We start from the raw sequence: 14,283 nt of genomic DNA on the forward strand, positions 1-14,283 counted from the left end.
TATCCTCTGTATGGAAATGTCTGATTGTGGGCTGCTGCTTTTAGTCAGTCATTGAACCAGAGACTCAATGAATGCATTTCCATGTAGAGCATGGGAACGAGGAATACTCAATATTCCTAAGAATTATTGGCAATAACTTTTATCTATAAATTTAAATAAAAAACAATTGATATTGTGTTCAAAGTCATCGAAAATTGATGTGAGAAAAGTAATTTTTGAATATAAAACAATAAAAGATTAGGATAATATGATGATTAATGCACAAACAGATTGATAGGCAAAATTGCTGAGGATTTATTCATGGCACAACTAACAGGCTTGACATTTGGCGGTAAGGCATGGACACCAAAATTTGCTCAGGAAATCGACAAGGAAAAATGTATCGGCTGTGGCAGATGCGTTAAAGTATGCGGCTACAATGTGCTTGGATTGAAGGCGCTCAATGAAGAAGGTGAATTTGTAGAAGATGAAGATGATGAAGAAATTGAACGGAAAGTAATGGCAGTTACTTCTCCAGAAAACTGTATTGGTTGTGAAGCTTGTTCGCGGATTTGTCCGAAGAACTGCTACACCCACGTTGCATTAATTAATTAGATTTTTGGAGTTAGTCAAAATTGTTGCTCGTTGAAGGAGGCACTGTTTGAATAAAGCGCAAATGCGCTAGGCAAGGTAACTAGAGGGGAATCATAAATATTTACTGTAACCAATAAAAAGTTCACAGTAAACAAATCCGGGAATCGCAAAATGTTAGCTATTAACAAATTTAAACTTGCTGCTAATATAGTCTAATCAATATTAGGTCTAACAGTGCCCTTTTGGAACAACTAGCTTTTCTGAAAGCAGGGGGCTAACTTTGTGTATGAGTTGAAATATAATTTGTCATTTTTTGGGGGAAAGATATGGAAAAAATCTGGAAGTTTCCCCCATTTTTTATGGCTGCACGTTAGAAAGTTAATAAGTGAAAAGGAAATGGAGAATAGGGAATGGGGAATAGGGAATGGGGAATAGATAACAATGCCCAATGCCCAGTGTCCAATATTTCGACTCTCTTCTCTACGAGAGGCTGCGCCAACGACTACGCTCAGGGCAAGTCGCTCAGTACAAGTGCCCAATTTCCAGAAAATAACACCTCAAAAGACGGTTTACAAAGCAGGTAGCATGTATGCAACAAGTTCCTGTTTCACTATGGACTCTGGTTGCTGGGATAGTAGTTACAGCAATCAGCATTTTGATTGGTCAAAACCACACTCTCATGCCCGTACAGGCATCGTTACAAGCGCCTTTGGTAGACGGTTTTTTCAACGTCATGTTTACCATTGCGATCGCACTCTTCTTGGTGGTAGAAGGAACAATTGTAATGTTTTTGATTCAGTTTCGTCACCGTCGGGGTGACGATGGCGATGGTGTGCGAGTGGAAGGCAACGTTCCCTTAGAAATCTTTTGGACAGCAATCCCAACAGTGATTGTCCTCGGCTTGGGCATCTACAGTGTAGATGTTTTTAACCGAATGGGCGGCTTTGAGCCTGCGGGTCATCCTCATTCAGCAGCTCATGTTGCTCATATACCGGGAAGTGCTCTTGCAGCTACATTAAGCGATACTTCCCAAGCAACAACTGCCCCAGCAATAGCCCCAACAATTGGTATCGGCGCGTCTCCTCAAACGCTAAACAAACCAGCCGACTTAGTTGTTGATGTCAAAGGGATACAGTACGCCTGGTTATTTAGCTACCCTGATAGTGGCATTAACTCTGGAGAATTACACATTCCCGTCGGTGCTGATGTGCAACTCAACCTTTCAGCACAAGATGTAATTCACTCATTCTGGGTGCCAAACTTCCGCTTGAAACAAGATGCACTTCCCGGTATTCCAACTGAACTACGATTTGTTGCCACCAGACCAGGTACATATCCCGTAGTTTGTGCTGAGTTGTGCGGTGGTTATCACGGTTCAATGCGGACACAGGTAATTGTCCACACACCAGAAGAATATAATAGCTGGCGGACAGAAAACCAGATTGCTCAACAGCAAAACCTCAATCAAGTTATTGCTGTTAATCCAGGCGACTTATCAACATCAGAGTTTCTCGCGCCCCACACCCATGATATGGGAATTAGTGCAGCAACTTTAGAGTCATTAGTCATTGGTCATTAGTCATTGGTCATTGGTCATTGGTCATTGGTCATTGGTCATTGGTCATTGGTCATTGGTCATTAGTCATTAGTTATTAGTTATTGGTAACTGACAAAAGACAAATGACAACGGACAAACGACAAAGGACAAATGACAAGGGACAAAAGACAAAGGACAAAGGACAAACGACAAATGACAAAGGACAAAGGACAAAGGACAAAAAGATGACACAGGTAGAATTTCCACGGAATACTCCACCAGAAGAAAATAAACCGAAAATGGTGGCTGGCCACACCTCTCATCCGAAGGCGTGGAAATGGCAGGACTATTTTACGTTTAATGTTGACCACAAGGTTATTGGTATCCAATACCTCGTGACGGCGTTTGTGTTCTATCTCATCGGCGGATTGATGGCTGTTGCTCTCCGTGTCGAATTAGCGACACCAGATGCAGACTTCCTCGACCCCAATCTGTATAACGCTTTCATGACCAATCACGGGACGATCATGATCTTCTTGTGGATTGTCCCTAGCGCGATTGGGGGATTTGGTAACTATTTGGTGCCGTTGATGGTCGGTGCTAGGGATATGGCTTTCCCGAAGCTGAATGCGATCGCCTTTTGGTTAAATCCACCAGCAGGTGCGCTCATATTAGGTAGTTTCATTTTTGGCGGTTCGCAATCTGGTTGGACAGCTTACCCACCTTTGAGCTTGGTGACAGCACCAATCGCTCAAACTATGTGGATACTGGCGATCGTTTTGGTGGGAACTTCCTCAATTTTGGGTTCGCTGAACTTTGTAATCACCATTGTGATGATGAAGGTTCCCAGCATGAAATGGGATCAGCTGCCTTTGTTTTGCTGGGCAATTTTAGCCACCTCCGTCCTAGCACTTGTCTCCACACCTGTATTAGCGGCGGGTTTAGTCCTACTGTTGTTTGACCTCAACTTTGGTACCTCCTTCTTTAAACCAGATGCAGGCGGTAATGTTGTTATCTACCAACACTTGTTCTGGTTTTATTCGCACCCGGCAGTATATTTAATGATTCTGCCCATCTTCGGCATCATGTCCGAGGTAATTCCAATTCACTCCCGCAAGCCGATCTTTGGTTATAAAGCGATCGCTTATTCCAGTTTGGCAATCTGCGTTGTCGGTCTGTTTGTCTGGGTACACCACATGTTTACTAGTGGTACACCCGGTTGGATGCGGATGTTCTTCACCATCTCCACTCTCATAGTTGCAGTTCCCACTGGCGTGAAGATTTTTGCCTGGGTTGCTACCCTTTGGGGTGGTAAAATCCGCTTCACCAGTGCAATGCTTTTCGCCATTGGCTTGTTATCCATGTTTGTCATGGGCGGCTTAAGTGGTGTGACGATGGGAACAGCTCCCTTTGATGTTCACGTCCACGACACATATTATGTTGTAGGACATTTCCACTACGTTCTGTTTGGCGGTTCCGTGTTTGGCATTTACGCCGGTATTTATCACTGGTTCCCCAAAATGACCGGACGAATGCTGAATGAAAATTTGGGACGCATTCACTTTGCTCTCACTTTCATCGGCACTAATCTGACCTTTTTACCCATGCACGAGTTGGGTTTACAAGGAATGCCGCGACGAGTGGCAATGTATGACCCCCAATTTATCGACCTCAATCAAATTTGTACCTATGGTTCATTTGTTTTGGGGATATCGGTAATTCCCTTTACCATCAACATGATCTACAGTTGGCTCAAGGGCCCATTGGCAGGTGATAATCCTTGGCAAGCTTTGACCTTAGAATGGACAACTAGCTCGCCACCTGCGATTGAAAACTGGGAAGTATTGCCGATTGTTACTCATGGCCCTTATGACTACGGTCATGATAACCCTCTTAAAATAGAGCAATCTGCAACGCCGTCAGCTAGTGCTTAGTTAGTATATTCAGTATTGCGATCGCACTCAAAGTTACTGAAACTTCTAGTCATTAGATTTAAGAACTTAAAACTCCAAGCTTGGAACCCGAAACTTCAAGCTTGGAACACGAACGCCCGAATTCAAAAAACGACCGCCCGAATTCAAAAAACGACCGCCCGAATTCAAAAAACGACCGCCCGAATTCAGAAAACGACCGCCCGAATTCAGAAAACGAACGCCCGAATTCAGAATACAAACACCCGAATTCAAAAAACGAACGCCCGAATTCAGAACACGAAACTCGGAATTTTGAAAATTCCTGAACAAGTCAAGAGTTTGGCTAAACAAGGATTTTGGATAAAGAATGGAAATTTTGCTGATTCAGACTTCATTCTTTATTCAAGCTTCCACAACAGACAGAGTAGATCGTATTGTCAAAAAATCTATGACTATAGCTACAACCACGAGCGAAGATCGCAGTGCAGGACACGAAGAACATCCAGATTTAAGAGTTTGGGGATTGTTGACATTCCTCGCCTCTGAATCACTGATGTTTGGGGGATTTTTTGCCACCTATTTGTTTTTTCGGAGCAGTACAGCCGTTTGGCCTCCAGAAGGAAGTGAAGTAGAATTACTCGTGCCGACGATTAACACGATTATTCTGGTGTCTAGTAGTTTCGTGATTCACTTCGGTGATACGGCGATTAAAAAGAATAACGTCAAGGGAATGCAACTGTGGTATGCAATTACTGCACTCATGGGGGCAATTTTCTTGGGTGGTCAGGTTTATGAATACTCAACATTAGGATATGGACTGACTACCAACGTCTTCGCCAACTGTTTTTATATCATGACCGGGTTCCACGGTTTGCACGTTTTTGTGGGACTGTTATTGATATTACGCGCATTGTGGCGATCGCGTCTTCCCGGTGAATATTCTGCAACCAATCATACTTTCATCGAAATGACAGAAATTTACTGGCACTTCGTAGACATTATTTGGATTGTTTTATTCACCTTGGTGTACGTTCTCACTTTGTTTTAGGGCATGGGGCATGGGGCATTGGGAAGAGACAAGGAAGAGGGGGAGACAAAAGGGAGACTTAGTTCAATAATTCCCCCTTGTCCCCTTGTCCCCCTTGTCCCCTTGTCCCCTGCTTCCCCAGTCCCCAGTCCCTAGTCCCCAATCCCCAGTTACCAATATGCAAGCTAATACAAATAAATTCTCATGGTTTCAGGTTCCAGAGGACATCAAAAATCTATTAGTTTTAGCTGCACAAAACTGGGAGAATACATCAGAATCAGAAAAATATATTCAACAAGCTTTAGCTAAAACTGGTGAAAATACAGATGTATTGGTAGCAGCATATAGATTTTTCTATTATAAAAATAATTATTCTCTTGCACTACAAACAACAGTCAAATTATTAGATAAAATTAAAGAACTAGAAAAATTACCTGATGACTGGGAGCAACTTAAGCCTATATTAGTCAATCGCAAAGAAGACCTACAAATTCGATTGTACTTAAATGCTTATGCTGCTTCTGGATTAGTACTAGCAAAGTTAGGAGCAATCGAGGAAGCAAAAGAAATCAGCACCAAAATTAAAGAGATAGACGACAAGAATGATTTTGGAGCCGGAATTCTTCTGGATATTTTGACACGTCCAGCAGAAGAAGATGATTAATTAATCAATGCGCTTCTCTACAAGACGATGTGTGAAAGAGTGGTGAGTGAGGAGTGAGGAAGTGGTTGCAGTAAGTTTTTCCCCTCTGCCCCTGTGCCTTTTGTGCCCAATGCCTAATGCCCTTTTGGTGAACAATCATGAACAACTGGTTATCTACATCATATTCCTCTTACTCTCTTTTGGGAGCAGCTAGTAATAGTAACTCCATCATTCCTGCTATTACCATACCGACTAAACTTCCTGCGAACAATATTCCTAACGTTTCTCCGATTATTGTCATCCAATCTTCTCCGTTATCAATTTAAAAGTTATGAAAGGTAGAGATTGGCTGCTAACGGGGGATGGTCAGTATCAAGCTTGTAAATCTGTAAGAGCATGGGATTTGTTGAGAGAGAATTATCGTCTTTATCGGTTTTTAACTGAAATGGAAGATGTTCTCAATAATGTGGACGATCAAGCCAGTCGTCTGCCAGAAATTCGGATGCTTGTAAGGCGTTTAATAGTAAATTCCTACTGGGTGCAAAGTCAACATTTAGAGCCTTCACCCAAAACGGGAACCTCTGTTTTACTCCTATACGATGAATTGGGTTTTCCGTTGACTGTGCAAACAGTAATATTTGCACCGGGAACCCGATCGAACATTCATAATCATGGGACATGGGGAATAGTGGCGGTGTTAAAAGGCCAGGAAAAAAATACTTTTTGGCAACGCACCCATAACCCAGAATTTCAGGACAAAATTGAACCGACGGGAGAACTAACTCTATTTCCAGGGGATATTATTAGCTTTACTCCCGATGCAATTCACTGTGTAGAAGCAGTCGGTGATGAACCAACTGTGACTTTTAATGTTTACGGCGAAACCGATCCGAATGAGAGATTTGAGTTTGACTTAGTTACCCACAAGGCTAGGAATTTTTAACTAGCAATCGTCATATCAGTTTGTAGTTGGGCTTTAGCGCCAACTACAAACAATTGAGTAATTAGGAGATAGTTAAATGGCAAGAGTAATTTTCTATAGCAAACCAGGCTGTCAAGGTGGTACTAAGCAAAAAGTTTTACTCACAGCTGCTGGTCATGAGGTGGTAGCATACAACCTGCTAACAGAACCTTGGACAGTTGAGCGATTGCGTTCATTTTTTGGCGATCGCCCCGTAGCCGAATGGTTTAATCCTTCCTCCCCCAAGGTAAAATCTGGTGAGGTGGTTCCTGAAAAAATTGATGCAGAAACGGCTTTGCAGTTGATGTTGAGAGAGCCACTGTTAATTCGCCGTCCTTTGTTAGAAATAGGCAATCGCCGCGAGGTAGGATTCGATGTAGAAAAGATTGATGCTTGGATTGGCTTAAAGCCTGTGGACGAATCATTGCAGGAAATGAGCGAAAACCTGATGAAGCAAGATTTGCAAAACTGCTCCCACGGTAACGACCGTAGTGCTCATCATGATAATCAGCAGGGTGGCTGCAACCATCATGGTGAAAAAAATCAAAAGCAAGGCAGCTGTAGTCATTAGATTTCTTGCATAAATCCCTCTCCCAAGCTTGGGAGAAAAACTTTGAAATTGGCTCCCCTTCTCCCAATTTTGGGAGAAGGGGTTGGGGGATGTAAGTAGGTCGGCGTAAATAATTATTGTTGGGATAAGGCAGGGGGCAGGGAGCAGGGAGCAGGGAGCAGGGAGCAGGGAGCAGGGAGCAGGGAGCAGGGAGCAGGGAGCAGGGAGCAGGGAGCAGGGAGAGAAAGAGTTTGAGCCTTATTTACTTTTCTTCACACAGTTTGGTTTTATTGCACCGACTTACTTAGTTCGCTTCCCGCAGGGTGGGCAAATTTTGCATTTGTGCAAGAGGTCTATTAAATTTCTTGCAAAAGTCCATAACACTCTAGCCCTGTCAAGGTTACTTTTATTACCTTGACAGGGCTAGTACAGCACGGCGTAAATAAGCCACCTATTTAAAATGTCTAAAACTCTCACACTTTGCGTAATTAGTAATTACGCAAAGTGTTAGTAGTCTGAGCCTTTAGCTAACTTCTTGTTGGATGTATAGTAAACCTTACTACCAGTATCAGGTACAAAATGACAGCTGATACATGAATGCCATAATGACTTCCAAATTGGTTCTTCCGATTTGTGGAAATACTCACCCATAACTGGTTTTATTGCCTCAGTTGCCTTCAGCAAATTGTAGTGAGGGATGTTAAGGAATATATGGTGAGCAACATGAGTACCGATATCGTGATGGATATGATTAACCAAACCATAATCACGGTCAATACTAGAAATTGCGCCTTTTAGGAAAGTCCAATCTTCTCCACGATACCAGGGAAGCTCTGGCTCAGTGTGGTGCAAGAATGTCACCAAATCTAGCCAAATTATGAATACAAGGTAGGGTACAGCATAATATTTCAGCAACCACATCCAACCCCATTGGTAGGTGAGGAAACCCAGCAAACCTACCATGCCAATCAATAATACAGTACTAGTGATGACATCCCATTTTTCCGATGGTTTGAAAAGCGGACTGTTGGGCAAAAAGTGGGAGCCTTCCTTATTAGGAGAACGCTTAAACAGATACAAAGGATAAGCCAATAGAAAAACATAATATCGGACTATCTTTTGGGCTAAAGGCATCTCCTTGTATTCTGATTCTGTCACAGGATACCAGCTTTCATCGTTATCGATATTGCCAGTATTTTTGTGATGGGTTCTGTGACTGATCCGCCAACCATGATAAGGAACAAGTATTGGTGTGTGCGAAAGATGTCCAATCAAATCATTCAGCCATTTATGCTTAGAAAAAGATTGGTGTCCACAGTCATGTCCTACTACAAACAAAGCCCAAAACATCGTTCCTTGCATTAGCCAGAAAATCGGGAAGAAAAGCCAAGAATCCAGGTAATAAGCAACTGCATAAAGCAGACCGATAATCAGGATGTCACGAAAGAAGTAAAAAAGTGATTTTGTTACATTGGGCTGAAAGCATTCAGCAGGAATTGCAGCTTTTAAATCTTGAAGAGTGAAAGGCAATTTAGTCGTATTCTCAAACGTTTCAAGGTCAGGAGGATTGTTGAACGTAATAATATTTGATTGCACTGGATTCTTTTGTTGGATAGAAATCGGAACTTTATTTGAGACAAAATTATCTCACCTCTAGGATGCCCACGAAACTAGCGATCGCTAACACCAAAGAAGATAATTTCTGGCAAATTCCCTAACAATTTTAGTCATTAAAAAATTGCCAGATTCTATTTAAACACAGCATGATAAACGCTCTTGTTGGTTCAAGAGCGTGAGTGTAATCACAGCGCTATTTATCGCTCTGTATAATATTCGTCGAAAGTTTTATAACCAATATCAGTTGTGTATAGTTGACATTGGTCTGTAATCTGCTTCATTAAAGGCCAAGAAAACTGATACTCATCATGCAGATAAGGCTCCCAATTTTCTTTGATGCTGCTGTAAGCTAGCCGCAAATTATAAGAAGGAATCGCAGTAGAAATATGATGAGGGACATGAACATTGATATCGTGGCACAAGACTTCTACCCAACGCGGATAATCGCAATGAATAGTTCCAGATAGCTGTGCTTGAGCTTCGTTCCACTTATTCGCTGTCGCAAAAGGAACATCTGCGGCAGTATGGTGAACAATAGTAAAAGTACTCATCCAAAAATGGTAAATCATCCAGGGCACTAGCCAGAACTTGACAAATCCCCAGATACCAGTTGTGGCGATGAGAGTCGGGAAAGCGATCGCTGCAAACACAACTACTACAGCCACAGACAGCTTGATACTGGATTGGTCTTTCGTTTTGAAGTTCCGCCAATCAAAATGCACCACAGCCCAATGTCCAATGGAACCTACCCACCAGAAGCGTTTACGCATGAACAGTTCAAAAGCAGACTGTCGGGTTTTATCCCAATTTTCAAACACTTCCGGTCTGATTGGATGCCAAGCATTGTCCTCATCCAGCTTGTTGGTATGAGTGTGGTGATAATTATGCTTAATGCGCCAACTGTGAAAAGGATAAATTAACGGCGTCATGAAAAAGTGCCCCACCAAATCATTTACCCAACGACGTTTGGCAAAAGACCTGTGACCACAATCATGGCCAATTACAAAAAAACCTGTTAAAGCAGTGCCCGTAAAAATCCAAGCTAGGGGCAAAAGAAACCAAGGAGTGATAATCAGGCTGTAATAGCCCAAGGCGACTGCCAAGACACTCAGCAAAACTTGCGTCCAAGCTTTGCGACTGTTCTGCTGAAAACATTCCCGTGGCAGGGTTTTGACAATATCTTTGAGCCGGAAGTCGGAATTACCAGGCTCGTCACTTAGTTTCTGGCTGTTAATTATTGATGTAGTCATGGACACCTGAAAAACAACAAAACTCCTCCACCAAGTCACTAAAAAGTAACTTGCCGCAAAATTTCTTAATATTAGCGCTTCGGATTATAGCAACCTAACCGACACAAGCGCACCCGTAAATAGCTTTTGAAGGCGATTTTAGAATTGGCAAATGGATTAGTTGCACAAAAAGCCCTTAGTCATTAGTCATTAGTCATTTACTAAGGACTAATGACTAATGACTAATGACAAATAATTTACTACTTTGTTGGGGCCAACTTCACATTAGTCGCTAGACCAACTGCTTGGAGCAATTGGACTGTCATCCAGGTTAAATCTATTTCCCACCATTTCAGCCCGTGACGAGCTGAGTATTGAAAAGCATGATGGTTATTGTGCCAGCCTTCACCAAAAACTAGTACGGCTACCCACCAGCAATTAGTCGATCGATCGCCAGAATCATAACTGCGATAGCCAAATTTGTGAGTAGCGCTGTTCACCAACCAAGTGCAGTGGTAAACCCAGACAATGCGAACAAAAATTCCCCAAATAACAAATGACCAGCCACCTAGAAGCAAAAGCAATACACCTAGAGCAACCTGGATCAAAATGAAATATTTTTCTAAAAACTGATAAACTGGGTCTTCGGCAATGTCTTTGGTGAAACGAGGAACATCAGCGTGAGCGGGACAGTAGTGAATCAGCCAATCCATGTGGCTCCACCAGAAGCCTTTATTAGAATCATGGGGATCGGCATCAGTATCAGAGTTTAAATGATGAATGCGATGTGTCCCGATCCACTCAATTGGGCCTCCTTGACACGAGAGTGTCCCAAAGAAAACCAGGAGATACTCTAGCCACTTGGGAGTTTGAAAACTGCGGTGGGTGACAAGGCGATGAAATCCTAGAGTCACGCCTAAACCACCAGTCACCCAGTACAGCAAGAAACCCACACCAACTGCCGTCCAGCTAAAGTTACCAGGAACAAAGGCAAATAAAGCGCCGATGTGCAGTCCAATGAAAAACAGGGTATTAACCCAGTTGATTTGAGGTTTGGTTGAGGTAGCAATTGTCATGCAGTAACCTGAATTTGATTTTTCCAGCCTAGTCTGCGCGATCTTAAAATCCGCATATCTATAATTTTTTTTGAACGAGGAACTGATGAACAGCTTAGAACAGCTGCGGCAAGCAGAACAGGCACTATTAGAAATTTTTTCTGTAATTGACGCTCAGGTCAAGCATAATCTAAAACGAGTGCTGGATGCCTTTCGTAATCACCGTGTAGGCGCACACCACTTTGCTGGTGTAAGTGGTTATGGTCACGATGATTTAGGACGAGAAACTTTAGATAAAGTTTTTGCCGAAGTTATGGGTGCCGAGGCGGCGGTGGTGCGAGTGCAGTTCGTTTCGGGAACTCATGCGATCGCCTGTGCTTTGTTTGGTGTTCTCCGTCCTGGAGATGAAATGTTAGCAGTGGTCGGTTCTCCCTACGATACGCTTGAAGAAGTCATTGGTTTACGGGGTCAAGGTCAAGGCTCCCTGATTGAGTTTGGCATAAATTACCGCCAATTAGAGCTAACGCCCGAAAATACGATAGATTGGCAAGCTTTAAATACTAATGTGGCTGAAAACACCCGTTTAGTCTTTATTCAGCGCTCTTGTGGCTATTCTTGGCGTCCTAGTTTATCAATTACCGATATTGAAAAAATCGTCCACTTAGTTAAACAGCAAAACCCGAACACCGTTTGCTTTGTAGATAACTGCTACGGCGAATTTATTGAAACCAGGGAACCTACAGCTGTAGGTGCTGATTTAATGGCAGGGTCATTGATTAAAAATCCTGGTGGCACCATTGTCAGCGCTGGCGGTTATGTCGCTGGTCGCGCCGACTTAGTGGAAGCAGCCGCCTGTCGCCTCACTGCTCCAGGTATCGGTAGTTATGGCGGTGCTACTTTTGACCAAAATCGCCTGCTGTTCCAAGGTTTATTTCTAGCGCCGCAAATGGTAGGAGAGGCGATGAAAGGGACTTATCTTACTGGTTATGTATTTGATAAACTCGGTTATCCAGTGAATCCCGCTCCCTTGGCTCCCCGTGGGGATGTAATTCAGGCAATTAAACTTGGTTCAGCCGAAAAGCTAATTGCTTTCTGTAAAGCCATACAACAGCATTCTCCCATCGGTTCCTACTTAGACCCCGTTCCAGATGAGATGCCGGGGTATGAGAGCCAGGTGGTGATGGCTGGGGGGACATTTATTGAAGGGAGTACTTTGGAATTATCAGCAGATGGGCCAATGCGATCGCCGTATGTAGTTTATTGCCAGGGCGGGACTCATTGGACTCATGTGGCGATCGCTCTGGAGGCGGCGATTGATGCAGTTAGCAATAATACATAGCACATATTCTTTTAGGATATAGTGGCCAAACCGGATTGAAGCAATCCTAGAAAAGACAGCACAAAGAACTGAAGCGAATATGGTAGCTATAGAAGCGGATAGATGCGCGATTGCCCAACTACGCTCAACCGTAAATTCCTTGTTGCAGGTACGTAACTTTGAAGCGATTGTCACTGTCAGAGAAATCAGATCGGAAATTAGAAACTTGAGAACTGAAAGTCAACACATTTTAGAACATTTGTTCGGTAGACAGGAGAACAAGTGATGAGCGATCGCCACACCACAACTGCTGTACGTCTCAATGTTTATATCCAAGGTCAAGGATTTCCAATTTTGGGCTTACATGGTCATCCTGGCACTGGTCGTAGTCTTTCTGTCTTTACCAATCATTTATCAAAACGCTACAAAACTTTTGCCCCTGATTTACGCGGATACGGCAAAAGTCGCTACAACGGCAATTTTGATATGAATGACCATTTGACTGATTTAGAAGCGCTGTTAGACCGTTTGCAGATTGAAAAGTGCCTAGTATTGGGATGGTCGCTTGGGGGCATTCTGGCAATGGAAATGGCATTACGTTTGCCAGAGCGCATTACTGGGCTGATTTTGGTGGCGACAGCCGCAAAACCCTGTGGCAGTCATCCTCCTATCACTTGGCAGGATAATTTATATACTGGCGTTGCTGCCCTATTGAACTATATAAAACCGAGTTGGCAATGGAATATTGAAACTTTTGGTAAGCGATCGCTTTTCCGCTATCTAATCCAACAACATACATCTATCACTTACAATTACATTGCCAAAGAAGCAGTACCAGCTTATTTGCAAACCTCTCCTGCTGCTACTCGTGCTCTCTATAGTGCAATTCAATCAGGATACAATCGGCTTTTAGATTTACAGCAAATACAATGTCCTAGTTTAGTACTTGCTGGCGATCAAGACCGTCACATCACATCTGATTCCAGCTTACAAACTGCTCAACACCTGAACAATTCTCAGTGGCAATGCTATCCCAACACCGCCCATCTTTTCCCGTGGGAAGTCCCCCAGCAGGTACTGAATGATATTGACCATTGGCTGCAAGAACATCCGCAGGTAATTGGTGGTTAATAGTCCTATAAGACTCATATTTGATTTCTGAAATACACGTAGGGTGCGTTAGCCTTTGGCGTAACGCACCAGTTAACGATTTAGGTGCGTTAGGCTACGCCATAATACAACGCCAGTCCGCTCAAGTCGGGAAACCCGCCCACACGGCTGGCTCCCCTACAGATACTTAGATTTTTTCATAAATCAAATCGGATTCCTATATATTTAGAAAATTTTGACTATTGACGAAGAAGAATGGAGAGGGAAGATGTGGTGACGCAATGAGTCAAAAAGACGCAACAACCCCTATTAAAAGGATTTTCTGTGTCTTCATCTCTTTACGTCCCCGTATCAGAGCATCCTTTCCATTCTTTGGCCTAACTTAAATTTGACCGCCAAAGGCAGGCTGTACTTTGCGGTCAAATCTTTCCCCCAAGTCGTCAGCAATTGTTAAGGTATTGGGTTTGCAGCGCTTGACATTCACAATAATTCCCTGCGCTCCTTCGAGCTCTAAATCTTCTATGTATCCTTTACTTGCTAATGTTGCATCAGAAGAACTTAGAAATGGCCCGAAGTAATACGTGCAACGGGGATTCTGCGTCACAATCTCTACCCACCAAGCCAAGCCGATGTAGTCGAATGTGTTAATTAACACTTCCTTGAGGTTATGCCAAATGGTTTTCATGGTTTTCGCTGATTTATAAACGTCTACAGGGTGTTAAACGATAGGGTACTTTATTATCTTTTACA

General features: G+C 43.0%; 16 protein-coding genes. 12 read left to right on the top strand and 4 right to left on the bottom strand.

Annotated elements, in window-relative coordinates; all coding sequences use genetic code 11:
• The first annotated feature begins 300 nt into the window (after nucleotides 1-300).
• The 8 genes from fdxB (at nucleotide 301) to V7K41_RS13925 (ending at nucleotide 7,225) form a co-directional block, all read left to right on the top strand.
• Nucleotides 301-594 (top strand): ferredoxin III, nif-specific, encoded by a 294-nt coding sequence (gene fdxB / locus V7K41_RS13890; protein ID WP_334848961.1) that lies wholly within the window; start codon nucleotides 301-303, stop codon nucleotides 592-594.
• 568 nt (nucleotides 595-1,162) lie between these two features.
• Complete coding sequence (locus V7K41_RS13895) at nucleotides 1,163-2,152, top strand: cytochrome c oxidase subunit II (RefSeq protein WP_334848962.1); 990 nt, start codon at nucleotides 1,163-1,165, stop codon at nucleotides 2,150-2,152.
• A 203-nt stretch (nucleotides 2,153-2,355) separates the two neighbouring features.
• Nucleotides 2,356-4,044: a cytochrome c oxidase subunit I gene (gene ctaD, locus V7K41_RS13900; RefSeq protein ID WP_334849062.1), complete on the top strand. Its 1,689-nt coding sequence runs from the start codon at nucleotides 2,356-2,358 to the stop codon at nucleotides 4,042-4,044.
• A gap of 427 nt (nucleotides 4,045-4,471) precedes the next feature.
• Nucleotides 4,472-5,071, top strand: coding sequence for a cytochrome c oxidase subunit 3 (locus V7K41_RS13905; RefSeq protein ID WP_334848964.1), 600 nt, complete (start codon nucleotides 4,472-4,474; stop codon nucleotides 5,069-5,071).
• A gap of 157 nt (nucleotides 5,072-5,228) precedes the next feature.
• Nucleotides 5,229-5,714 carry a hypothetical protein gene (locus V7K41_RS13910; RefSeq protein WP_334848966.1) on the top strand — a complete coding sequence of 162 codons (486 nt, stop codon included), beginning with the start codon at nucleotides 5,229-5,231 and terminating at the stop codon, nucleotides 5,712-5,714.
• 137 nt (nucleotides 5,715-5,851) lie between these two features.
• Nucleotides 5,852-6,019, top strand: a complete 168-nt coding sequence (locus V7K41_RS13915) for a hypothetical protein (RefSeq protein ID WP_334848968.1) — start codon at nucleotides 5,852-5,854, stop codon at nucleotides 6,017-6,019.
• A gap of 5 nt (nucleotides 6,020-6,024) precedes the next feature.
• Nucleotides 6,025-6,636, top strand: a complete 612-nt coding sequence (locus V7K41_RS13920) for a cupin (RefSeq protein ID WP_334848970.1) — start codon at nucleotides 6,025-6,027, stop codon at nucleotides 6,634-6,636.
• A 76-nt stretch (nucleotides 6,637-6,712) separates the two neighbouring features.
• Entirely contained in the window at nucleotides 6,713-7,225 is a 513-nt protein-coding gene (locus V7K41_RS13925; RefSeq protein WP_334848971.1) for an ArsC/Spx/MgsR family protein, read from the top strand.
• Between the two features lie 486 nt (nucleotides 7,226-7,711).
• On the opposite strand, the gene V7K41_RS13930 is transcribed toward V7K41_RS13925, so the two are convergent.
• The 3 genes from V7K41_RS13930 to V7K41_RS13940 form a co-directional block, all read right to left on the bottom strand.
• Nucleotides 7,712-8,800, bottom strand: a complete 1,089-nt coding sequence (locus V7K41_RS13930) for a fatty acid desaturase (protein WP_334848973.1) — start codon at nucleotides 8,798-8,800, stop codon at nucleotides 7,712-7,714.
• A gap of 218 nt (nucleotides 8,801-9,018) precedes the next feature.
• Complete coding sequence (locus V7K41_RS13935) at nucleotides 9,019-10,071, bottom strand: fatty acid desaturase (RefSeq protein ID WP_334848975.1); 1,053 nt, start codon at nucleotides 10,069-10,071, stop codon at nucleotides 9,019-9,021.
• A 239-nt stretch (nucleotides 10,072-10,310) separates the two neighbouring features.
• On the bottom strand, nucleotides 10,311-11,126 hold the full coding sequence (locus tag V7K41_RS13940) for an acyl-CoA desaturase (RefSeq protein ID WP_334848977.1): 816 nt from the start codon (nucleotides 11,124-11,126) through the stop codon (nucleotides 10,311-10,313).
• Between the two features lie 85 nt (nucleotides 11,127-11,211).
• On the opposite strand from V7K41_RS13940, the gene V7K41_RS13945 reads away from it, so the two are divergent.
• The 4 genes from V7K41_RS13945 (at nucleotide 11,212) to V7K41_RS13960 (ending at nucleotide 13,724) form a co-directional block, all read left to right on the top strand.
• Nucleotides 11,212-12,444, top strand: a complete 1,233-nt coding sequence (locus V7K41_RS13945; protein WP_334848978.1) for a methionine gamma-lyase family protein — start codon at nucleotides 11,212-11,214, stop codon at nucleotides 12,442-12,444.
• A 79-nt stretch (nucleotides 12,445-12,523) separates the two neighbouring features.
• On the top strand, nucleotides 12,524-12,709 hold the full coding sequence (locus V7K41_RS13950; protein ID WP_334848980.1) for a hypothetical protein: 186 nt from the start codon (nucleotides 12,524-12,526) through the stop codon (nucleotides 12,707-12,709).
• Nucleotides 12,709-13,554: an alpha/beta fold hydrolase gene (locus V7K41_RS13955; protein WP_334848982.1), complete on the top strand. Its 846-nt coding sequence runs from the start codon at nucleotides 12,709-12,711 to the stop codon at nucleotides 13,552-13,554. The genes V7K41_RS13950 and V7K41_RS13955 overlap by 1 nt, the downstream gene beginning before the upstream one ends.
• A 20-nt stretch (nucleotides 13,555-13,574) precedes the next feature.
• Nucleotides 13,575-13,724 carry a hypothetical protein gene (locus V7K41_RS13960; RefSeq protein ID WP_334848984.1) on the top strand — a complete coding sequence of 50 codons (150 nt, stop codon included), beginning with the start codon at nucleotides 13,575-13,577 and terminating at the stop codon, nucleotides 13,722-13,724.
• Nucleotides 13,725-13,915: 191 nt separating this feature from the next.
• Here the strand turns inward: V7K41_RS13960 and V7K41_RS13965 are convergent, their stop codons facing one another.
• Nucleotides 13,916-14,218 (bottom strand): DUF1816 domain-containing protein, encoded by a 303-nt coding sequence (locus tag V7K41_RS13965; protein ID WP_334848986.1) that lies wholly within the window; start codon nucleotides 14,216-14,218, stop codon nucleotides 13,916-13,918.
• Between the last annotated feature and the right edge of the window lie 65 nt (nucleotides 14,219-14,283).

Source organism: Nostoc sp. (assembly GCF_036917415.1).
GTDB lineage: Bacteria > Cyanobacteriota > Cyanobacteriia > Cyanobacteriales > Nostocaceae > Nostoc.

Excerpts from the sequence above, each read along its gene's own strand:
- ctaD (WP_334849062.1), top strand. The coding sequence starts at position 2,356 with ATGACACAGGTAGAATTTCCACGGAATACTCCACCAGAAGAAAATAAA.
- V7K41_RS13945 (WP_334848978.1), top strand. The coding sequence starts at position 11,212 with ATGAACAGCTTAGAACAGCTGCGGCAAGCAGAACAGGCACTATTAGAA.
- fdxB (WP_334848961.1), top strand. The coding sequence starts at position 301 with ATGGCACAACTAACAGGCTTGACATTTGGCGGTAAGGCATGGACACCA.
- V7K41_RS13920 (WP_334848970.1), top strand. The coding sequence starts at position 6,025 with ATGAAAGGTAGAGATTGGCTGCTAACGGGGGATGGTCAGTATCAAGCT.
- V7K41_RS13910 (WP_334848966.1), top strand. The coding sequence starts at position 5,229 with ATGCAAGCTAATACAAATAAATTCTCATGGTTTCAGGTTCCAGAGGAC.
- V7K41_RS13915 (WP_334848968.1), top strand. The coding sequence starts at position 5,852 with ATGAACAACTGGTTATCTACATCATATTCCTCTTACTCTCTTTTGGGA.
- V7K41_RS13895 (WP_334848962.1), top strand. The coding sequence starts at position 1,163 with ATGCAACAAGTTCCTGTTTCACTATGGACTCTGGTTGCTGGGATAGTA.
- V7K41_RS13965 (WP_334848986.1), bottom strand. The coding sequence starts at position 14,218 with ATGAAAACCATTTGGCATAACCTCAAGGAAGTGTTAATTAACACATTC.
- V7K41_RS13905 (WP_334848964.1), top strand. The coding sequence starts at position 4,472 with ATGACTATAGCTACAACCACGAGCGAAGATCGCAGTGCAGGACACGAA.
- V7K41_RS13925 (WP_334848971.1), top strand. The coding sequence starts at position 6,713 with ATGGCAAGAGTAATTTTCTATAGCAAACCAGGCTGTCAAGGTGGTACT.
- V7K41_RS13955 (WP_334848982.1), top strand. The coding sequence starts at position 12,709 with ATGAGCGATCGCCACACCACAACTGCTGTACGTCTCAATGTTTATATC.
- V7K41_RS13935 (WP_334848975.1), bottom strand. The coding sequence starts at position 10,071 with ATGACTACATCAATAATTAACAGCCAGAAACTAAGTGACGAGCCTGGT.
- V7K41_RS13940 (WP_334848977.1), bottom strand. The coding sequence starts at position 11,126 with ATGACAATTGCTACCTCAACCAAACCTCAAATCAACTGGGTTAATACC.
- V7K41_RS13950 (WP_334848980.1), top strand. The coding sequence starts at position 12,524 with ATGGTAGCTATAGAAGCGGATAGATGCGCGATTGCCCAACTACGCTCA.